The following is an 18,382-nucleotide window of genomic DNA, read 5'->3' as shown; positions in this document are numbered from 1 at the left end:
GGGCAGCGCCGGTAATCATGTTCTTCACATAGTCGGCGTGGCCAGGGCAGTCCACGTGAGCGTAGTGGCGGTTGGCCGTTTCGTACTCGACGTGCGCGGTGTTGATCGTGATGCCGCGAGCCTTTTCTTCGGGCGCTGCGTCGATCTGGTCGTAAGCCTTGGCTTCGCCGCCGAACTTGGCCGACAGAACGGTTGCGATCGCAGCCGTCAGCGTCGTCTTGCCGTGGTCAACGTGACCGATCGTGCCCACGTTCACGTGCGGCTTGGTGCGGGTGAATTTACCTTTTGCCATTTTTCGACTCCGAAAAAAACGATTTCAACGTATGCAGATGGGTTGCAAAGCTGCCGTTGCAACCCCCAAAAACTGGTGCCCTTTGCGGGAATCGGACCCGCGACCTCTCCCTTACCAAGGGAGTGCTCTACCACTGAGCCAAAAGGGCTTTATCTAACCAAATCGCTTTCCGGCGCCGAACCGGGTCTCTGGAGCGGGAGACGGGAATCGAACCCGCGTCATCAGCTTGGAAGGCTGGGGTTCTACCATTGAACTACTCCCGCATCGGGGGCACTTCAAGGCACCCAAAGCGCTAGATCCAATCGCTCTTAGAAACCAAATTCATCGCTGGTGGAGAGGGCTGGATTCGAACCAGCGTACTCGTAAGAGGGCAGATTTACAGTCTGCTGCCATTAACCACTCGGCCACCTCTCCGGCGAACCTCGAAATATAGCACGATTTTGTGACTACTCAGAAATCCCAGCATCAAGAAGATGCGGAAGAACTGCCCGAGGCGTGAGCCCACGATTATCGCCCAAGTTCACCCCTGCGCCCGCTGTGCCTCCCGCCACGCGCGCGCTTCGCCGAAATGTCCGCAGCCGATGAACGGCACGGGCGGGCGCAACGCAGAAAGTGGCGACGGATGATTCGACATCAGCACCTTATGGCGCTTAACGTCGATCAACGCCCGCTTACTCTGCGCGTGCGAGCCCCATAGCATAAAAACAACAGACTTCTCGCCGCCTGAAACATGACGGATGACGGCATCTGTCAGCACTTCCCAACCACGGCCGGCATGGCTGGCCGGCTGCGCCTCTTCGACCGTCAGGCAGGTGTTGAGCAGCAGGACGCCATGCGTCGCCCACTTCACCAGGCTGCCTCCCGGATTCGGAAATGGCGGCGGGGCCGTGCCGAGGTCACGCTGCAGCTCCTTGAAGATGTTGCGCAGCGACGGCGGCAGCGCCACGCCGGGCGCCACCGAGAACGCCAGCCCTTCGGCCTGTCCGCGTCCGTGGTACGGGTCCTGGCCCAGGATCACCACGCGCACGTCTTCAGGCGGTGTCAGTTCCAGCGCCCGCAGCGGCTGCGGCGGAAAGATCACCGCGCCGGCATCGAGGCGCTCGCGCAGGAAGCCCTTCAACTTCTGCCCAACGGCACCCGCGAAGAATTCATCGACCAGCGGCTGCCAGCCCGACGCCACCGGCCAGTCGGCAGGATCGCTGCTCGACAGCTGATCGGGCCGGCTCATTTGAACAACGCAGCGAGGGCCTCGCCGGGTTCCTTGGCGCGCATGAATGCCTCGCCGACCAGGAAGGCGTTGACGCCGGCCGCGCGCAGCGTGGCGACGTCCTGGCGCGTGGCGATGCCCGATTCGGTCACCGGCAGGCGATCGGCCGGCAGCCTGGGCAGCAAGTCGATGGTGGCCTGGATCGACACCTCGAAATTGCGCAGGTTGCGGTTGTTGACGCCGACCAGTGCCGTCTTCAGCTTCAGCGCGCGATCGAGCTCGGCGGCGTCGTGCACCTCGACCAGCACCGCCATGCCCAACCCGCGCGCGATGGCTTCGTAGTCTTTCATCTGCGCATCGTCGAGGCACGCGGCAATCAGCAGGATGGCATCGGCGCCCATCGCACGCGATTCGTACACTTGGTAGGCATCGACGATGAAGTCCTTGCGCAGCACCGGCAGGTCGCACGATGCGCGCGCCTGCTTGAGATAGTCGACACCGCCCTGAAAGAACTGCTTGTCGGTCAACACCGAGAGGCAGGCCGCGCTGACCTCACCATCGCCTTCGGCATAGCTTTGCGCGATGTCGGCCGGAATGAAGTCTTCACGCAGCACGCCCTTGCTCGGGCTGGCCTTCTTGACCTCCGCAATCACGGCGGCGTGCCCGGCGGCGATCTTTGCGCGCAGCGCGGCCTCGAAGTCGCGCGTGAGCACGCGGCTTTCGGCGTCGAAGCGCACCGCTTCGAGCGGCGCACGCTTCTGCGCGGCCGCGATCTCCTGGCGCTTGACGGCAACGATCTTGTCGAGGATGTCTGACATGGCTTGTTCTGCTTTCGGTTTCTCTGCGGGGCTCAAACGGTCGCGGAGGCCCGGACCAGCTCTGCCAGCTTGGCTTTTGCCGCGCCGGAGGCAATGGCTGCACGCGAGCGATCCACGCCGGCCGCCACCGAATCGACCACGTTCGCCGCATACAGCGCTGCACCGGCGTTGAGCAGCACGATGTCGAGCGCGGGGCCGGCCTGATTGTCGAGCACCCCCAGCAGCATCGCCTTCGACTGCTCGGGCGTCTCCACGCGCAGCGCGCGGTTGCTCGACATGGCGAAGCCGAAGTCTTCGGGATGCAGTTCGTATTCGCGGATCTCGCCGTCCTTCAGTTCACCCACCATCGTGGCCGCGCCGAGCGAGATTTCGTCCATGCCGTCGCGCCCGTAAACCACCATCGCGTGCTCGGTGCCCAGGCGTTGCAGCGCACGCACCTGGATACCGACGAGGTCGGGGTGGAACACGCCCATCAGGATGTTCGGTGCGCCAGCCGGATTGGTCAGCGGCCCGAGGATGTTGAAGATCGTCTTGATGCCCAGTTCCTTTCGAACCGGCGCGACGTTCTTCATCGCCGGATGGTGGTTCGGCGCGAACATGAAGCCGATGCCCACCTGCTCGATGGAGCGCGCGATCTGCTCGGGCTTCAGGTTGATGTTGACGCCCAGCGACTCCAGCACGTCGGCACTGCCCGACTTGCTCGACACGCTGCGTCCACCGTGCTTGCTGACCTTCGCGCCCGCCGCGGCCGCGACGAACATCGAGCAGGTCGAGATGTTGAAGGTGTGCGAGCCATCGCCGCCGGTGCCGACGATGTCCACGAGGTTCGTGGTGTCGGTGACGGGCACCTTGGTCGACACCTCGCGCATCACCTGCGCGGCGGCGGTGATCTCGCCGATGGTTTCCTTCTTCACGCGCAGGCCGGTGATCAGCGCGGCCATCATCACGGGCGAGCACTCGCCGCTCATGATGAGCCGCACGATGTGCAGCATCTCGTCGTGGAAGACTTCGCGGTGCTCGATGGTGCGCTGCAGCGCTTCCTGGGGGGTGATCATGATGAGTCTCCTCGGTAGGTGTCAGTGGCCGATGCGAACGGCCGGCGCGTCGGTGAACGCGAGCTTGAGGCCGAAGCCGATGAACAGGACGCCGGCGACGCGGTCGAGCCAGTGCATGCCCTTCTGCACTGCGCCGCGATGCGCCATCCAGCCCGCTGCCAGAGCCCATCCCACGTTGACCGGGATCGCGTTGAGGTTGAACAGCACGCCCAGCAGCACGAAGTACAGCGCCTTGTTGTCGGCACCGGGGGCAATGAACTGCGGCACGAAGGCCAGGAAGAACAACGCCACCTTCGGGTTGAGCACGTTGGTCCAGAAGCCGCCGAGAAAGATCGCCTTGAGGCTGCGCTCCCCGCTCACCGCTGCCGCCGCCGCATCGAGATCGGCGGGTGGCTTGGCACGCGAAAGCACCATGCGCACGCCAAGATAGAGCAGGTAGGCGGCGCCGATGTACTTGAGCACGGTGAAGGCCGTCGCGGAAGTCGCCATCAACGTACCGACACCCACGGCTGCGGCAAAGATGTGAACGAAGCAACCCGCGGTAATGCCGAGCCCGGCCACGATGCCGGCACGCACGCCAGAGCGCAGCGAGTTCGTCACGACGTAGAGAACGTCAGGCCCCGGCGTCAGGTTCAGCAGCCAGCCGGCGGCGATGAAAGCGAGCAGATGCGGAAGATCGGGCATCGCGGCTCCTTCGGTTTCAGGCGTTGAAGAAGCCCCGGATCGCGGCAACGGCGCGGTCGACGCCGGCCGCATCCACGTCGAGGTGCGTCACGAAGCGCAGGCGATACAGCCCCGTTGCAAGAATGCCCTGCTGGTTGAGGCTCGCGATCAGCTCCGACGAGCGTGCCTGCGCCGCACCCGTGAGGTCGGCGAACACGATGTTCGTGTGCGGCGCCTCGACCGTCAGGCCCTCGATGCCTTCGAGCCCCTGCGCCAGGCGTTGCGCCAGCGCGTGGTCGTCGGCCAGCCGGTCGATGTGGTGATCGAGCGCATGCGAAGCCGCCGCCGCCAGCAGGCCCGCCTGGCGCATGCCGCCACCGGCCATCTTGCGGATGCGGTGCGCCCGCGCAATGAACTCGCGCGAGCCGACCAGCGCCGAGCCGATGGGCGCGCCCAGGCCCTTGCTGAAGCAGACCGAGACGCTGTCGAAGCACTGCGCGATGCGGCGGGCTTCCGCGCGGATGTCGCTGCGCTTGTTCTGCGCGGCCTGTGCGGTCGCGGCGTTGAAAAGACGCGCGCCGTCGAGGTGCCGCTGCAGGCCCTTGCTCCTGGCCAGGTCAGTCGCAGCCTGCACGTAGTCGAACGGCAGCAGCTTGCCGCCCAGCGTGTTCTCCAGCGCCAGCAGCTTCGTGCGCGCGAAGTGCGCGTCGTCGGGCTTGATGGCCGCTTCGATCTGCGCGAGCGGCAACGTGCCGTCGGGCGCGTGGTCGAGCGGCTGCGGCTGCACGCTGCCGAACACCGCCGCGCCGCCGCCTTCCCAGCGGTAGCAATGCGCCTGCTGGCCGACGATGTATTCGTCGCCACGGCCGCAATGCGAGAGGATCGCGCAGAGGTTGCTCTGCGTGCCGGTCGGCACGAACAGCGCGGCCTCGAAGCCCAGCAGCGCAGCGATCTTTTCCTGCAGCGCGTTGACGCTCGGGTCGGTGCCGAAGACGTCGTCGCCCAGCGGCGCCGCCATCATGGCCTCGCGCATCGCGGGCGTGGGTTGCGTGACGGTGTCGCTGCGCAGGTCGACGATGGTGGTGCGGTCTGTCATGGTGGCTTAGTCCAGGAAGTTCTTGAGCATGGCGTGGCCATGTTCCGTGAGGATCGATTCAGGGTGGAACTGCACGCCTTCGATGCGCACGTCATGCGCAAAGCCGGTGTGCCGCACCCCCATGATCTCGCCGTCGTCGGTCCACGCGGTGACAGCCAGTGCCTTCGGGCAGCTCTCGCGCTCGATCGACAGCGAGTGGTACCGGTTGACGATGAACTTCTCGGGCAGCCCCGCGAACACGCCTTCTTGCGTGGTCGTGATCTCGCTGGTCTTGCCATGCATCAGTTGCTGTGCGCGAACGATCTTGCCGCCGAAGGCCGCGCCGATGGCCTGGTGGCCCAGGCACACGCCAAGAATGGGCAGCTTGCCCGCGAAGGCCTCGATGGCCGCCACCGACACGCCCGCCTCCGCCGGCGAGCAAGGCCCCGGCGACACCACGAGCCGCGTGACGCCCGAGGCGATCAGCTCGCCGATCTGCGCCACGGTGATCTCGTCGTTGCGGTGCACTTGCACGTCTGCACCCAGTTCGCCGAAGTACTGGACGATGTTGTAGGTGAAGCTGTCGTAGTTGTCGATCATCAGCAGTTTCATGGCTTGCTCACAATCCGGTGCACGCCCTTCACCACGGGAAAGACGTTGAAGTTGATCAGAAGGCCCAGCTTGAGGCCCGACAGCCGCAGCGCGGCCAGCACCTGCGAACGATGCAGGTCGGTCAGCACATCGACCGCCTTGAGCTCGACGATGACCGACTGCTCGATCACGAAGCCCGCACGGTACACCTCGCCCAGCGAGCGGCCCTTGTAGGTGGCCGACAGCGCCACGTCGCGCGTGAAGCCGATCTCGCGTTCGGCCAGCTCGATGGCCAGCGCGGCGGCATAGGCGCCCTCGTCGAGCCCCGTGCCGAGCACACGCTGCACTTCGACGGCGGCGCCGATGATCTCGTGCGAAAAGTCGTTCTGAATTTCGGGTGCTGCGCTCATTCCAGGCCTTCCTCGACCAGTTCGGCCGCGCGCAGGAGTGCGCGCGCCTTGGCCTCTGTTTCTTTCCACTCCAGCTCGGGCACCGAATCGGCGACCACGCCGGCCGCGGCCTGCACGTGCAGCATCTGGTCTTTCACGATGCCGGTGCGGATCGCGATGGCCACGTCCATGTCGCCCGCGTAGCTGATGTAGCCGCAGGCGCCACCGTACAGGCCGCGCTTGGTGGGCTCCAGCTGGTCGATGAGTTCCATCGCATGCACCTTGGGCGCGCCGGTCAGCGTGCCGGCCGGGAAGGTGGCCTTGAGCACGTCGATGGCGGTCATGCCGTCCTTCAGCGTGCCTTCGACGTTGCTCACGATGTGCATGACGTGGCTGTAGCGCTCGACCGCGAAGGCCTCGGTCACCTTCACGGTGCCGGTCTTGGCGATGCGCCCGATGTCGTTGCGTGCGAGGTCGATCAGCATGACGTGCTCGGCGCGCTCCTTCGGGTCGTTGATGAGCTCCACCTCGGCGGCCTTGTCGAGTTCGAGCGAGGCACCGCGCGGACGCGTGCCGGCCAGCGGGCGAATGGTGATCTTCTGTTCGCCCTCGCCTGTGTTCTCCTGGCGCACCAGGATCTCGGGCGACGCGCCCACCACATGGAAGTCGCCCAGGTTGTAGTAGTACATGTAGGGCGAGGGGTTCAGCGAACGCAGCGCACGGTACAGCGACAGCGGCGACTCGGTGTAGCGCTTGCTGATGCGCTGGCCCACCTGCACCTGCATGAAGTCGCCGGCGGCGATCATTTCCTTGGCACGCTCGACGGCCGCGATGTAGTCGGCCTTGGCAAAGCTGCGCTCGGGCGGATGCGGCTGCGTGGGCTTCACGACGGGCGCACTCACCGAGTACTTGAGCTTTTCCTTCAGCTCGCGCAGGCGACGCTTGCCCACGGCATAGGCCTCGGGCTGCTTCGGATCGGCATAGACGATCAGGTAGAGCTTGCCCGAGAGGTTGTCGATGACGGCCAGCTCTTCGCACTGCAGCAGCAGGATGTCGGGGCAGCCCAGCGCATCGGGCGGGCAGCTCTTTTCGAGCTTGCGCTCGATGTGGCGCACGGTGTCGTAGCCGAAGTAGCCGGCAAGGCCACCGCAGAAACGCGGCAGGCCGGGCCGCAGCGCGACCTTGAAGCGCTTCTGGTAGGCCGCGACGAAGTCGAGCGGATTGCCGGAGGCGGTCTCGACCACCTGGCCATCTGTCACCACCTCGGTCCTGGCGTCGGCACCGAAGCCGGTGGCGCGCAGCAGCGTGCGGGCGGGCAGGCCGATGAAGCTGTAGCGGCCGAAGCGCTCGCCGCCCACCACTGATTCGAGCAGAAAGCTGTGCTTGCCGCCGCCCTGCGAATGGGCCAGCTTGAGGTAAAGGGAAAGGGGGGTCTCGAGGTCGGCAAAGGCCTCGGCCATCAGCGGAATACGGTTGTAGCCCTGGGCGCTGAGGCTCTTGAATTCAAGTTCGGTGATCACGGATTCGTTCTCCAGTTGCCGCCCGGCGCTCCTTTGGCCGGTGACAAGGTCATTCACGGGTGGTCCGGCGTCGTGGTGTGCGTCGACTCGGAACCGCGGGCGCACGGCGTGCGCCGTGCAATCAAACAGTCAGCGATGTATGGCGACGCCAGGGCCAGGCTCCCCGGCTGCCTTCACCTGTTTGATTGATGTGATGAACGAACATGGAAAGCCGAGTTTAGCCCACGAAAACGCGCCAGCGTGCAAGAGAACCATCTTGCATCACCTTCAGGGTTCCCCCGAAGGCCGCGTCGTAAAACAAAAAGATACATTCGCACGACCGTTCGCAAATTCCAGGAGGCTCACTTGCTCGCACCTTCGCTCCCGACCGTGTTCACCCTGTTTTCCCAGTGCGCTCGCTGGGCCGTGCTGGCCTGTCTTGCCACGGCACTCGGCGCCTCGGCCGCGCAGGTCGACGTGGCCGGCGTCAAGCTCGAAGACCGCATGGATCTGCGCGGCAGCCCCTTGCAGCTGAACGGTGCGGGCATTCGCTACAAGGCCATCTTCAAGGTCTACACAGCTGGCCTCTATGTGGGCAAGAAGGTGTCGACGCCCGAAGAAGCGCTGGCCGCGCCGGGCCCCAAGCGCGTGGCCATCACGATGCTGCGCGACATCGACGCCAACGAACTCGGCAAGCTCTTCACCAAGGGCGTGGAAGAGAACTCGCCCAAGAGCGAAATGGTCAACCTGATCCCGGGCCTGCTGCGCATGGGCCAGATGTTCGCGGACCAGAAGCAGCTGAAAACCGGCGACACCTTCACCATCGACTGGCTGCCGGGCACCGGCACCGTCATCACCGTGCGCGGCGTACCGCAGCCCGATCCGGTGAAGGAGCCCGCCTTCTTCAATGCGCTGCTGCGCATCTGGCTGGGCCCGAACCCGGCCGACTGGAAGCTGAAGGACGCACTGCTGGGCAAGCAGTAGCCCTGCGCCCAGATCCCCCTGTCTCTACGCGGCCGTGGCCGCAAGCTCGGCCAGCGAATCCACGAAGCCGTCGGCATCCACGCCGCGCACCGGCTCGCCGTGGTTGTAGCCATAGCTCACGAGCACCACCGGGCAGCCCGCGGCGCGTGCGGCACGCGCGTCGTTGCTCGAATCGCCGACCATCAGCGTGCGTGCCGGCACCGTGCCCAGCGCCTCGCAGGTCTTGAGCAGCGGCAGCGGATCGGGCTTCTTGCGCTCGAACGCATCGCCACCGAACACCCACTCGAAGAAGCCGTCGAGCCCTTTCGCGGCCAGCAGTGGCTTGGCGAACGAGGTCGGTTTGTTGGTCAGGCAAGCCAGCCGAAGGCCGCGCGCACGCAGCGCCTTCAGCCCTTCGATCACGCCCGGGTACACCGCCGAATGCTGGCCGTTGATGGCCAGGTAGTGGTGTTGGTAGCGCGCCCACGCACGGTCGAACAGCCCCTCGGCCTTCGCCTTCAGCGCGCCCGCTTCGGCAGCCGAGGGCGTGGTGCCGGCAGGCGTCATCACGTGTACCAACGCGGAAAGAATCAGGTGCTCCGAGCCTTTGCCCACCATCACTTCGATGGCAGCCGGGGCCACGTGAGGCAACGAGAGATCGCCGAGCATGCCATTCAGAGACGCGGCGAAATCGCCGAGCGTGTCGACCATGGTGCCATCGAGGTCGACGATGGCGGCGTCGAAGCGGGAGAGGTCTGGGGAAAAAGCGTCCAAGGCAGTCTGACCGGCTGAAGAGAGAAGAAGAAAGGGAAGGGGCGAATTCTGCCTCCCCGGTTTTTTGCGCTCCCCTTTGCGGGTTTCGGCGACCTCGTTCGGCAACAGGATGAATTCACCTGCCACCGACAGAGGACCTCATCCGCCATGTGCCCAGAAATCCCCTCGCATGCCCGCCTCGTGCCGCCTGACGGGCGCCCCGCGCGCCACATCGCCCTGTTCGCGCTGCCCCCGGTGTTCTGGATCGCGCTCACGCTCGCCACGCCGATCGCGGGCCTCGTCGGCTTGCACTTCTTCGGGCACGGCGACTTCGGCAACAACCCCGGCAACTGGGCGATGGACGCTCTCGAGCGCTGGCTGATGGGGGCTTCCGCCGCGCTGGTTCTGCTGCTGCATGTCGTGATGCTGGTGATGCTGCTTGCAGAGCCGAAGCAGCCGCCGGACGCCGCGAAGCCCACGAACCCCTGACGCATTTTTTTTGCCCACGCCATTACGGGTTTCGGCACGCCCGTTCGGCATACGGATGCATTGACCTGAAACCCAAGAGGAGCCACCTCGCCATGCTTCAGAAAAATTTCCTCGCCACCGCCCGCACCAAGGCTGCAGCCCGATGAGCGCCGGCACCACCGGCCTTGCCCGGCCGTCGCTTCTCGCCCTCGGCGCCGCCTGGCTGACGGGCAAGGCGTTCGGCCTGCGCACCCTTTCGCCATCGCGCGCACCCGACCCGCATTTCCACCGGCAAGAGCCCGCCGCCGACCGCGAGCCCATCGACCTGCGGCAGCCGCTGCGCGCAATGCCGCAGACCCACGGACCGATGCTGGCGCGCCGGGGCATCCACCTCGACCTCTTCCTGCCGGACGAGGCGCTGACCGTCGCCGTCGTCCCGGGCGACCTGCCCCGCTTCATCGCCCACATCCTCGACGTGGCGGCCGGCACGCTGCAGCAAGGCACCACGCTGCACGTGCTGGCCCGCGCCGAAGGGCAGCACGCGGTCATCAACTGGCGCGACGCCAGCGCGGGCGCAACGCGCCTCTCGCACGCCTTTGCCACGGCCGACCACGCCACGGCCGCGCGCGTGCTGGCCTGCCAGACGATCGCGGCGCGGTACGGCGCGCGCATCTACGCCGCGCCCTCGCCACTGGGCGATGGCTGCCTCACGGTGCGGTTTCCGCTGCACGGCCAGCGCGAGGCGCATGCATCGGCAACGGACCTCTGATGTCGACCCGAGGCATGACCATGACGCTGCGATGCATCTCTTCGCCTCCATCGACCGCCACTGGCGACGACGCGGCCGGCCGGCCCACCGCGTCCCGCCTCTCGCGCCTGCGGGACTGGTGCTGCATCGGCGCAGCGGCCATTGGCCTCATCGCCTCTCTCAACCTCGGCACCTGCGAGCCCGACAGGCGCCCCGTGAACCGCTTCGCGCCACCGGCCAGTACCAGTCTTTCCACGCTCGCGCCGATCATGCAGACCAGTCCACGCAAGGGCGGCGAAGGCACGCCGCGCCAGGGCCTGCGCTGCCCCGCACCCAAGGCCGCACGCGTGGCCGTGCGGATGGCCTCCTTGCCCAAGGCGGACGGGTTCGCTGTTTAAATATGTCAACCCAGTGAGATAGATTCATGCTCGCGACCCTCGCTGCGTTCCCGAACGACTTGCATCCCCCCTTCATGCCGGACCGCCCCACCGACCGCGACGTAGAGACGCTCTACGGCGACCACCATGGCTGGCTGGTGGGCTGGTTGCGCCGCAAGCTCGGCCACGCGGGCGATGCCGCCGACCTCGCACAAGACACCTTCCTGCGCGTGCTCGGTCGCCCCCGCGAGGCCACCGAGGCGCGCGAGCCCCGCGCCTGGCTCACCACCATCGCGCACGGCCTCGCGGTCGACCACATCCGGCGCCGCACGCTCGAGCGCGCCTGCCTCGAAGCCATCGCCAGCCTGCCCGAGCCGCAGGCGCCATCGCCCGAAACGCAGCTGCTGCTGGTCGAGGCGCTCATGCGCATCGACGCCATGCTCGACGGGCTGGCGCCCAAGGCGCGCAGTGCCTTCCTGCTGTCGCGGCTCGACGGCCTGAGCTACCCGGAGATCGCGCAACGCCTGGGCGTGAGCCTGAGCTCGGTCGAAAAGTACATGGCAGGCGCGATCCGCCACTGCCTCTCGCTGCGATGAAACCCGCATTCCCCTCCTCCTCCGCGCCCAACGGCGAAAGCCCGCACGAACTGCTCGACCAGGCCATTGCCTGGGCAGTGCGCCTCGGCTCGGGCAGCGCCGACAGCCAGGTGCACGAAGCCTGCAACGCCTGGCGCGCCGCCCACCCCACGCACGAGCAGGCCTGGCAGCGGGTGCAGTCCGTCGAAGACGCCTTCCGCCAGGTGCCGCCCGCCAATGGCGCGCTGGCCCACGGCGCGCTGCAGGCCGCCACCCGCATGCGCGCCGCGCAGGGCCGGCGCCGCGCACTCGGTGTGATGAGCGTATTGGGCCTTGCCGTCACCGGCGGCGCGCTCGGCCTTGCCGTCTGGCGCGAGGCGCCCTGGGTGCAGCGCGCCGACTACGCCACCGCCATCGGCGAGCGCAAGCGCGTGATGCTGGCCGACGGCACCGAGCTGAACCTCAACACCGGCTCCGAGGTGCAGGTGGTGTTCTCGCCGCGCCGGCGCCTGATCGTGCTGCGCCGTGGCGAGCTGTTCGTGCGCACCGGCGCCGACACCGGCGCGATGATCGGCCACCGCGCCTTCTGGGTCGAGGCGCCGCATGCGCGCTTCGAAGCGCTCGGCACGCGCTTCGGCGTGCGCCAGGAAGAAAGCGAAACGCGGCTGTCCATGACCGAAGGCCGCGTGGCCATCCACGCCGGCGATGCACCCGCCGTGATCGCGCAGGCCGGCGACGGCTACATCATCCGCGCCAACACCGCCGAGCCCCAGCGCATCGTCGACCGCAGCTTCGAGAGCGATGCCTGGACCGACGGCGCGCTGGTGGCCAAGCAGATGCGCCTCGATGCCTTCGTGGCCGAACTGGCCCGCTACCGTGGCGCGCCGCTGCTGTGCGATGCCGACGTGGCATCGCTGCGGGTGTCGGGCGTCTTCCAGCTCAACGGCCCCGATCCGGTGGGCCGCGCACTCGAAGCACTGGTACGGACGCTGCCCGTCCGGCTCCAACACGGCACGGGGGACACGTTGACTGTTTCCAGGCGTTGAGACGACCTCTTCAAGGCCGCCCTCCCGGGTTCTGGCGGTCCCTTGCGGCAAGGCCCATCCTGCTTCCCGCGATGCTGCTCGGCATCGCGGCGGGATGGGCCGCGCCTGCCCGACACGCTTGCGCGCAGGCGGGCGATGCCGCGCGCGCCGCTTTCGAGGTGCCCGCGGGCCCGCTCGAAGACGCACTCAACCGGTTCGCGCGGCAGGCCGGCATCACGCTGTCCTTCGACCCCGCGCTGGTGCGCGGCAAGCAGGCCGATGCGCTCACGGGCCACCGCACCGTGCCCGAGGGCCTGGCCGCGCTGCTGTCGGCCCACCGGCTGGCCGCCGTGCGCGGCGACGGCGGCGCCTACACGGTGCAACCTGCGCCGGCCGCCACAGCCGAAGCCACGGGCAGCGCCGCATTGCCCACGCTCACCGTGACCGCCGAGACCGAGCATGCGGACGGCCCCGTCCACGGCTACGTCGCGCAGCGCAGCGCCACCGCCATGCGCACCGACACCCCGTTGATCGAAACGCCGCGCGCCGTCACCGTCGTCACGCGCGAGCAGATGGACGACCAGGCCGTGCACACCGTCGAGCAGTCGCTGCGCTACTCGGCCGGCGTGCTGACCGAGGTGAAGGGCTACGACCCGCGCCTGTCGTCGCTGACGGTACGCGGCTTTGCACCGGCGGAGTTTCTCGACGGCTTCAAGCTCTACACCTCGAACGCCTACTCCGGCTGGCTGATCGAGCCGCAAGGGCTGGAGCGCGTCGAACTGCTGAAAGGGCCGGGCACGGTGTACGACCCGGCCGCACCGGGCGGCGTGATCAACATGGTGTCCAAGCGCCCTTCGGCGGAAGCGGTGCGCGAGGTGGGGCTGTCGATCGGCAACAACAACCGCTACCAGGGCAGCTTCGACCTGGGCGGCGCGCTGAACGACGACGGCAGCCTGCTGTTCCGGCTCAACGGCCTCTTCCGCAGCAGCAGCGGGCAAACCGACTTCTCGCGCGACGACCGCAACTTCCTGGCGCCGGCCCTGACGTGGAAGCCTTCGGCGCGCACCAAGGTCACGCTGCTGGCCGAGGTCACGCGCGACCGCATGACGCCCGAGAGCGCATGGCCGGTGGGTGCGCTCATCACGCCCAACCCCTACGGCCGCATCTCCAGGAGCCGCTTCATCGGGGAGCCGGGCGTGGACCACTACAACCGCAATGCGTCCTCGGTCACCTACCTGTTCGAGCACCAGCTCAGCGACAACTGGACCCTGCGCCAGAACGCGCGCTACGCCAAGCTGGACATCGACTACCAGCAGGTCTACGGCCTGGCTTTCCAGAGCGACCAGCGCACGCTCGATCGCGGCATCCGGCGCCTGGTCGACAAGAGCCGCACGTCCGCGTTCGACATTCAGGTCGAGGGCCGCCTTCGCACCGGCCGCGTCGCACACACGCTGCTCATCGGCATGGACTACCAGCGCTATGTGAGCGACAAGAAAATCGGTGCGGGCCCCGCGTCGTCCATCGATGCCTTCGTGCCGGTCTACGGAGCGCCGGTGGCCGTGCCGACCGTCGGGCCCGTGTTCGGCTCGGCCATCGCAAGCGACGGGCTGAGGCAGCACGGCATCTATGTGCAGGACCAGATGCGCTCGGGCCCGTGGTCGCTGGGGCTGGCCGTGCGCCGGGACCAGTCCCGCAACTCCTACACCGGCGGCGTGCTGACGGCGCAGGGGCCGGACACCAAGACCACCTACAACGCGGGCCTGCTGTACCTTGCGCCCAACGGGCTGGCGCCCTACTTCAGCTACTCGACCTCCTTCACGCCGCTGCCCGGAGCCCTGGCGAACGGAAGCCTCTTCAAGCCCGAACTCGGGCGGCAGCTGGAGGCCGGACTGAAATACCGGCCGCCGGGCATGGACGCGCTGTTCACGGTCTCGGTCTTCGACCTGCGCAGGAACAACGTCGCGACCATCAACCCGTACCTGTTCACCCCCTCCGCGCAGATCGGCGAAGTGCGCTCGCGCGGGCCCGAGTTCGAAGCCCGGACCGCGCTGACGAAACAGCTCAAGCTGGTGGCCAGCTACACCTTTCTCGATGCCAAGGTCACCCGCAGCCTGAACCTCGCCGAAGTGGGCAAGCAGCCGGTGCAGACCGCGCGCAATACCGCGTCGCTGTGGCTCGACTACCGGCTCGGCGGCCCCGAGTGGCGCGGCTGGAGCGTCGGCGGCGGCGTGCGCTATGTCGGCAAGGTGCCGGCCAGCGCGGACAACAGCTTCTACAACCCGGCCTACACGCTGGTCGATGCGGCCTTGCGCTACGAGCGCGGCCCCTACACCTTTGCGCTGAACGCGACCAACCTCTTCAACAGGACCTATGTCGCGGGCAACGGCCAGTATTTCGGCCAGGGCCGCGCGCTGCAGGCCAAGGCCACCTTCCGCTGGTAGCCGAAGGGCTCAGGCCTGCTGCGCCTCGGTCAGCGCCTGCGCCGCCACCACCGCCTCGGTGCGGTTGCGCACGTTCAGCGCGCGAAAGATCGCGGCCAGGTGGATCTTGACCGTGCCTTCGCTGATGCCCAGGCTGCGCCCGATCAGCTTGTTCGGCTTGCCCTGCGACAGCAGTTGCAGCACCTCGACCTGGCGCTCGGTCAGCACGCTGCGCAGGTGCTCCAACGTCTGGTTGCTGCCGCCGCCACGCGCCATGGCTTCGGCGCCGGGCTGCGGCGCCACGCCCGCGACGATGCCGGGCGGCAGCGCCGTCAGCATCATCGGCGGCACGTACACGCCACCGGCCAGCACGAGGCGCACCGCCGACAGCATGACCTCGGGCGAGTAGGCCTTGGGTATGAACCCGAGCACGCCGCGTTCGAGGGCACTGCGCATGATGGCGGGGTCTTCGTAGCCAGACAGCACGATCACCGGAACCGCCGGATGGCGATGCCGGATTTCGTCGATGTGGGCCTGGCCGTCGGCGCCAGGCATGTTCAGGTCGATCAGGGCCAGGTCGAGGTCATCGGTGGCCCCGGCAAGCAATTCGTCGACGCTCATCGCCAGGACGAATTCGATACCGGGTGCCAGCTCCGACAACTTGGCTTTGACCGCCTCGATGACGAGCCGGTGGTCGTCGGCGATCAGGATTTTCATGGCTTTTCCCCGTGTCCCAGCATGCATTCAGCTGGCGGATGCCGAAGATAACGGCGATTGCCCCGCGCAGCAAGGCCGCGGGCCCCACCCAACGGCATAGACCCCAAGCGGTATGGCGCCTGCCGCGACCCCTTTGAAAGAATGAACACCCACTCGAAGGAACCGGGGACATGGGCATGTGCCATCGCTGCAGACGCCGGTGCAAGGCATCCTTCGCATTTGCCACGCACGACTGAGCGGGCGCAGTCATGGCCCGTCTGTTCGACTGCTTCTCGGCATTCATCGCATTCGGTCTTGCGCTCGATGCCGCGCTGGCAGGCGGCCGCCCCGCCCCACCGCACGACGCGGCGCAGCAACAGGCGCGCCGTCTGCTCGACGCCGCGCGCGCCGAGGCCGAGGCATCGGGCACGCCCGCGACGCAGATCGAATCGGCCGCCTTCGCGATGGTCGCGTGGATCGACGAGATCCTCGCGCGCCATCCCGGCGCGGCCAGCGGCGCACCGCCGCTGCAGGCGCAGCTCTTCAACTCCAGCAACGCGCACAGCGAGTTCTTCCACCACCTCTCGGCACTGACGGCGCAGGACGACGAGGTGCGCGAGGTCTACTGGCACGCGCTGGCGCTCGGCTTCAAGGGCCAGTACTACTTCGAGGACGGCGACCAGGGCGAGCTCGGCAAGCTCAAGGACCTGCACGGCCACCAGCTGCGCACGCCGCCGCTGGCCACCGGCAGCCTGGCGCAGGACCACATCACGCCGCAGCCCTACGGCGTGCCCGATCCGCGCGGCCCCTACGACACCCACCGGCGCGACCGCGCATTGCTGCGCAGCGGCGCGGCCCTTGCCCTGCTGCTGCCGCTGCTCTACCTGCTGTGGCTCTGGTCCACCGGGCCACCGGCGGCGGACACCGCGCTCACGCAGCGCATCGAGCAGCACCTGCAGAGCTTTGCCTGCGCGGACCTCACGGCGACCACCGACAAGGAGGGCCGCACGCACGTGAGCGGCTTCGTCTCGCTGCCCGCCGACCTGCCGCGGGTCGAGCGCGACGTGCGCGCGATGCCCGGCGTCAAGGCGCCGCGCTTCGACGTCGGCCTGCGCGTGTGGCCGCACTGCGAGGTGTTCTCCATCCTCAAGCCCTACCAGGCGCGCAACCACGAGAAGGCCTACGGGCTCGACGTGAGCGCGCCGTCGGCCCGCGACGGCAAGCTGCGCGAAGGCGACAACGTGCGCGTGCAGATCGTGGCGCCGCGCCACGACAGCTACATCTGGGTCGACTACTACACCGCCGACGGCTCGGTCATGCACCTCAATACCGGGCAGGCGCCCACGCAGCTGCGCGCCGGCCAGACGCTGGAGCTGGGCCGCGACATCCCGTCGAGCTGGCTCGTGAGCCCGCCCTTCGGCAACGTACTCATCACGGTGCTGTCGGCGCCGATGCCGTTCAGCGAAACCTCCGACCGGCCGCCCTACGAGCTGGCCTCCGACTACCTGCTGCGGCTGCGCGAGGTGCTCGCGGCCAGCAAGAACGGCGACCGGCTGATCGCCGACTTCGTGTTCCTTGAAACGGTCGCGCGATGAACGCCCTGCTGTCGCCCACCCATCGCTTCTGGCTCCTGCTGGCGCTGTGCGCGATCGGCTTCGCGCTGCTGTATGCCGTGGTGCACGACGCGGGCCGCGGTGCGCGCCGCCGTGCGCTGCGCCGCCGCATCGAGGCATTGGGCGCACCGGCCGACGACACCGGCGAGGCCGCCCTCGACGCCCTCAAGGAAGACATGGCGCAGACGCAGCAAGCCACGCGCCGCACGCCATGGCGACGAACCGCCGCGCCCGTGCCGTGGTTTCTTTTCTTCGGCGATGCCGCCGCCAACCTGCTGGGCCTCTTTGCGACCGCGCATGGCGAACGTGCGCACCCACACGAACATGCGCCCGAACATCCACATGCCCCCGACAGCGAATCCACCAGCGAGGGCTGGTGGTGGCGCTGGTGGCTGACCGGCGCCACCGTGGCCATCGAGGTCCATCCCGACGCAGTAGGCGACGCGGCCGCCACGCCCACGCAGCGCAGCCTGTGGCTGCAATCGCTGCTCGCGCTGGCGCAGCGGCGCGAGCGCCTGCCGCTGAACGGCCTCGTGGCCTGTGTCGGCGCCAGCGAGCTGCTGCACGCGGACGCCACCGAACTGATGCCCCTGGCCGCCCGGATGCGCCGCGCGCTCGACGAAGCAAGCGACACCCTGCGCCTGCAGCTGCCCACCTACCTCGTCGTGACCGGCCTCGAACAGCTCGCGGGCTACGCCACGCTGCGCGGCGCCCTGCCGCCCGAGGTGCTCGCACAGGTGCTGGGCCATCGCCTGACCGATCCGTCCCCCGTCATCGACACGCCGGCCGCCGAGCGCTTCGATGCCGTGTTCGATCCCATCGCCCGGCAACTGCATGGCCTGCGCATGGCGCTGCTGCGCGAGCAGGCCGGTCCCTCGGGCCGGTTGGCGATCCATGAATTCGTGGAAGCGGTGCGTGCACTGCAGCCCGCGTTGCGCGCGTTCGCGCAGGTGCTCTTCGAGGGCCACGGCAAGAGCAGGCGCGCGCCGCGCTGGCGGGGCCTCTACCTCACCGCGTCGGCATCGCAAGCCACCGGCGGTGCGTTCGTCGGCGACCTGTTCGAGCGCTTCCTGCCGGTCGACCAGCCACTGGTGCGGCCGGGGCGCCCAGCATCGAACACCACGGCGGGCGCACCGTGAAAACCGGCGCGCCGCG

Annotated in this window: 20 protein-coding genes and 3 tRNA genes; 9 read left to right on the top strand and 14 right to left on the bottom strand. The window is 67.8% G+C overall.

Annotated elements, in window-relative coordinates:
- The 12 genes from BLQ28_RS32410 to trpE form a co-directional block, all read right to left on the bottom strand.
- Positions 1–292: GTP-binding protein (locus BLQ28_RS32410; protein WP_256327542.1), on the bottom strand; the 292-nt coding region annotated here is incomplete at its 3' end.
- Positions 293–365: 73 nt separating this feature from the next.
- Positions 366–440, bottom strand: a tRNA-Thr gene (locus BLQ28_RS32405).
- A 41-nt stretch (positions 441–481) separates the two neighbouring features.
- Positions 482–555: transfer RNA gene (locus BLQ28_RS32400), tRNA-Gly, on the bottom strand.
- A 65-nt stretch (positions 556–620) separates the two neighbouring features.
- A tRNA-Tyr gene (locus BLQ28_RS32395) sits at positions 621–706 on the bottom strand.
- Between the two features lie 106 nt (positions 707–812).
- On the bottom strand, positions 813–1,520 hold the full coding sequence (locus tag BLQ28_RS32390; protein WP_093247445.1) for a uracil-DNA glycosylase: 708 nt from the start codon (positions 1,518–1,520) through the stop codon (positions 813–815).
- A complete protein-coding gene (trpC, locus tag BLQ28_RS32385) occupies positions 1,517–2,317 on the bottom strand; it encodes an indole-3-glycerol phosphate synthase TrpC (RefSeq protein WP_093247444.1) in 801 nt (266 codons plus the stop codon). Before trpC ends, BLQ28_RS32390 begins: the two co-directional genes overlap by 4 nt.
- A 32-nt stretch (positions 2,318–2,349) precedes the next feature.
- Positions 2,350–3,372, bottom strand: a complete 1,023-nt coding sequence (gene trpD, locus BLQ28_RS32380; RefSeq protein ID WP_093247443.1) for an anthranilate phosphoribosyltransferase — start codon at positions 3,370–3,372, stop codon at positions 2,350–2,352.
- A gap of 21 nt (positions 3,373–3,393) precedes the next feature.
- A complete protein-coding gene (locus BLQ28_RS32375; RefSeq protein WP_093247442.1) occupies positions 3,394–4,056 on the bottom strand; it encodes a LysE family translocator in 663 nt (220 codons plus the stop codon).
- A gap of 16 nt (positions 4,057–4,072) precedes the next feature.
- Complete coding sequence (ltaE, locus tag BLQ28_RS32370; RefSeq protein ID WP_093247441.1) at positions 4,073–5,131, bottom strand: low-specificity L-threonine aldolase; 1,059 nt, start codon at positions 5,129–5,131, stop codon at positions 4,073–4,075.
- Between the two features lie 6 nt (positions 5,132–5,137).
- Positions 5,138–5,722 (bottom strand): aminodeoxychorismate/anthranilate synthase component II, encoded by a 585-nt coding sequence (locus tag BLQ28_RS32365; protein WP_093247440.1) that lies wholly within the window; start codon positions 5,720–5,722, stop codon positions 5,138–5,140.
- Complete coding sequence (locus BLQ28_RS32360; RefSeq protein ID WP_093247439.1) at positions 5,719–6,111, bottom strand: GxxExxY protein; 393 nt, start codon at positions 6,109–6,111, stop codon at positions 5,719–5,721. Before BLQ28_RS32360 ends, BLQ28_RS32365 begins: the two co-directional genes overlap by 4 nt.
- Positions 6,108–7,610, bottom strand: coding sequence for an anthranilate synthase component I (gene trpE, locus BLQ28_RS32355; RefSeq protein WP_093247438.1), 1,503 nt, complete (start codon positions 7,608–7,610; stop codon positions 6,108–6,110). Before trpE ends, BLQ28_RS32360 begins: the two co-directional genes overlap by 4 nt.
- 345 nt (positions 7,611–7,955) lie before the next feature.
- On the opposite strand from trpE, the gene BLQ28_RS32350 reads away from it, so the two are divergent.
- A complete protein-coding gene (locus tag BLQ28_RS32350; RefSeq protein ID WP_093247437.1) occupies positions 7,956–8,573 on the top strand; it encodes a chalcone isomerase family protein in 618 nt (205 codons plus the stop codon).
- 24 nt (positions 8,574–8,597) lie between these two features.
- On the opposite strand, the gene BLQ28_RS32345 is transcribed toward BLQ28_RS32350, so the two are convergent.
- Positions 8,598–9,263 carry an HAD-IA family hydrolase gene (locus tag BLQ28_RS32345; RefSeq protein ID WP_371126731.1) on the bottom strand — a complete coding sequence of 222 codons (666 nt, stop codon included), beginning with the start codon at positions 9,261–9,263 and terminating at the stop codon, positions 8,598–8,600.
- Between the two features lie 210 nt (positions 9,264–9,473).
- On the opposite strand from BLQ28_RS32345, the gene BLQ28_RS32340 reads away from it, so the two are divergent.
- The 6 genes from BLQ28_RS32340 to BLQ28_RS32315 all read left to right on the top strand — a co-directional run bounded on the left by BLQ28_RS32340 (position 9,474) and on the right by BLQ28_RS32315 (position 14,939).
- On the top strand, positions 9,474–9,794 hold the full coding sequence (locus BLQ28_RS32340; RefSeq protein ID WP_093247435.1) for a hypothetical protein: 321 nt from the start codon (positions 9,474–9,476) through the stop codon (positions 9,792–9,794).
- 142 nt (positions 9,795–9,936) lie between these two features.
- A complete protein-coding gene (locus BLQ28_RS32335; protein ID WP_093247434.1) occupies positions 9,937–10,542 on the top strand; it encodes a sensor histidine kinase in 606 nt (201 codons plus the stop codon).
- A gap of 20 nt (positions 10,543–10,562) precedes the next feature.
- The gene (locus BLQ28_RS32330) at positions 10,563–10,919 is read left to right on the top strand and encodes a hypothetical protein (RefSeq protein WP_143012613.1); all 357 of its coding nucleotides are present in this window, start codon (positions 10,563–10,565) and stop codon (positions 10,917–10,919) included.
- Positions 10,920–10,993: 74 nt separating this feature from the next.
- Positions 10,994–11,494: a sigma-70 family RNA polymerase sigma factor gene (locus BLQ28_RS32325; RefSeq protein ID WP_093247432.1), complete on the top strand. Its 501-nt coding sequence runs from the start codon at positions 10,994–10,996 to the stop codon at positions 11,492–11,494.
- Positions 11,491–12,519, top strand: a complete 1,029-nt coding sequence (locus tag BLQ28_RS32320) for a FecR domain-containing protein (protein WP_093247431.1) — start codon at positions 11,491–11,493, stop codon at positions 12,517–12,519. Before BLQ28_RS32325 ends, BLQ28_RS32320 begins: the two co-directional genes overlap by 4 nt.
- 71 nt (positions 12,520–12,590) lie before the next feature.
- Complete coding sequence (locus BLQ28_RS32315) at positions 12,591–14,939, top strand: TonB-dependent siderophore receptor (RefSeq protein ID WP_093247430.1); 2,349 nt, start codon at positions 12,591–12,593, stop codon at positions 14,937–14,939.
- Between the two features lie 9 nt (positions 14,940–14,948).
- On the opposite strand, the gene BLQ28_RS32310 is transcribed toward BLQ28_RS32315, so the two are convergent.
- Positions 14,949–15,635 carry a response regulator transcription factor gene (locus tag BLQ28_RS32310; protein WP_093247429.1) on the bottom strand — a complete coding sequence of 229 codons (687 nt, stop codon included), beginning with the start codon at positions 15,633–15,635 and terminating at the stop codon, positions 14,949–14,951.
- 248 nt (positions 15,636–15,883) lie between these two features.
- Here BLQ28_RS32310 and BLQ28_RS32305 point away from each other — a divergent pair, with 248 nt between their 5' ends.
- Together BLQ28_RS32305 and BLQ28_RS32300 are read left to right on the top strand one after the other, a co-directional pair.
- Positions 15,884–17,209: a DotU family type IV/VI secretion system protein gene (locus BLQ28_RS32305; RefSeq protein WP_093247428.1), complete on the top strand. Its 1,326-nt coding sequence runs from the start codon at positions 15,884–15,886 to the stop codon at positions 17,207–17,209.
- Entirely contained in the window at positions 17,206–18,366 is a 1,161-nt protein-coding gene (locus BLQ28_RS32300; RefSeq protein WP_093247427.1) for a type VI secretion system protein, read from the top strand. The genes BLQ28_RS32305 and BLQ28_RS32300 overlap by 4 nt, the downstream gene beginning before the upstream one ends.
- The last annotated feature ends 16 nt before the right edge of the window (positions 18,367–18,382 follow it).

It is taken from the genome of Variovorax sp. EL159, assembly GCF_900100965.1.
Lineage (GTDB): Bacteria > Pseudomonadota > Gammaproteobacteria > Burkholderiales > Burkholderiaceae_C > Variovorax.
Note: the sequence above shows the minus strand (reverse complement) of the source record. Positions and strands in the feature narration are given on the sequence as shown.

Excerpts from the sequence above, each read along its gene's own strand:
- BLQ28_RS32390 (WP_093247445.1), bottom strand. The coding sequence starts at position 1,520 with ATGAGCCGGCCCGATCAGCTGTCGAGCAGCGATCCTGCCGACTGGCCG.
- BLQ28_RS32335 (WP_093247434.1), top strand. The coding sequence starts at position 9,937 with ATGAGCGCCGGCACCACCGGCCTTGCCCGGCCGTCGCTTCTCGCCCTC.
- BLQ28_RS32305 (WP_093247428.1), top strand. The coding sequence starts at position 15,884 with ATGGCCCGTCTGTTCGACTGCTTCTCGGCATTCATCGCATTCGGTCTT.
- BLQ28_RS32320 (WP_093247431.1), top strand. The coding sequence starts at position 11,491 with ATGAAACCCGCATTCCCCTCCTCCTCCGCGCCCAACGGCGAAAGCCCG.
- BLQ28_RS32345 (WP_371126731.1), bottom strand. The coding sequence starts at position 9,263 with ATGGTCGACACGCTCGGCGATTTCGCCGCGTCTCTGAATGGCATGCTC.
- ltaE (WP_093247441.1), bottom strand. The coding sequence starts at position 5,131 with ATGACAGACCGCACCACCATCGTCGACCTGCGCAGCGACACCGTCACG.
- BLQ28_RS32365 (WP_093247440.1), bottom strand. The coding sequence starts at position 5,722 with ATGAAACTGCTGATGATCGACAACTACGACAGCTTCACCTACAACATC.
- BLQ28_RS32375 (WP_093247442.1), bottom strand. The coding sequence starts at position 4,056 with ATGCCCGATCTTCCGCATCTGCTCGCTTTCATCGCCGCCGGCTGGCTG.
- BLQ28_RS32315 (WP_093247430.1), top strand. The coding sequence starts at position 12,591 with ATGCTGCTCGGCATCGCGGCGGGATGGGCCGCGCCTGCCCGACACGCT.
- BLQ28_RS32325 (WP_093247432.1), top strand. The coding sequence starts at position 10,994 with ATGCCGGACCGCCCCACCGACCGCGACGTAGAGACGCTCTACGGCGAC.
- trpD (WP_093247443.1), bottom strand. The coding sequence starts at position 3,372 with ATGATCACCCCCCAGGAAGCGCTGCAGCGCACCATCGAGCACCGCGAA.
- BLQ28_RS32310 (WP_093247429.1), bottom strand. The coding sequence starts at position 15,635 with ATGAAAATCCTGATCGCCGACGACCACCGGCTCGTCATCGAGGCGGTC.
- trpC (WP_093247444.1), bottom strand. The coding sequence starts at position 2,317 with ATGTCAGACATCCTCGACAAGATCGTTGCCGTCAAGCGCCAGGAGATC.
- BLQ28_RS32340 (WP_093247435.1), top strand. The coding sequence starts at position 9,474 with ATGTGCCCAGAAATCCCCTCGCATGCCCGCCTCGTGCCGCCTGACGGG.
- BLQ28_RS32330 (WP_143012613.1), top strand. The coding sequence starts at position 10,563 with ATGACGCTGCGATGCATCTCTTCGCCTCCATCGACCGCCACTGGCGAC.
- BLQ28_RS32360 (WP_093247439.1), bottom strand. The coding sequence starts at position 6,111 with ATGAGCGCAGCACCCGAAATTCAGAACGACTTTTCGCACGAGATCATC.
- BLQ28_RS32300 (WP_093247427.1), top strand. The coding sequence starts at position 17,206 with ATGAACGCCCTGCTGTCGCCCACCCATCGCTTCTGGCTCCTGCTGGCG.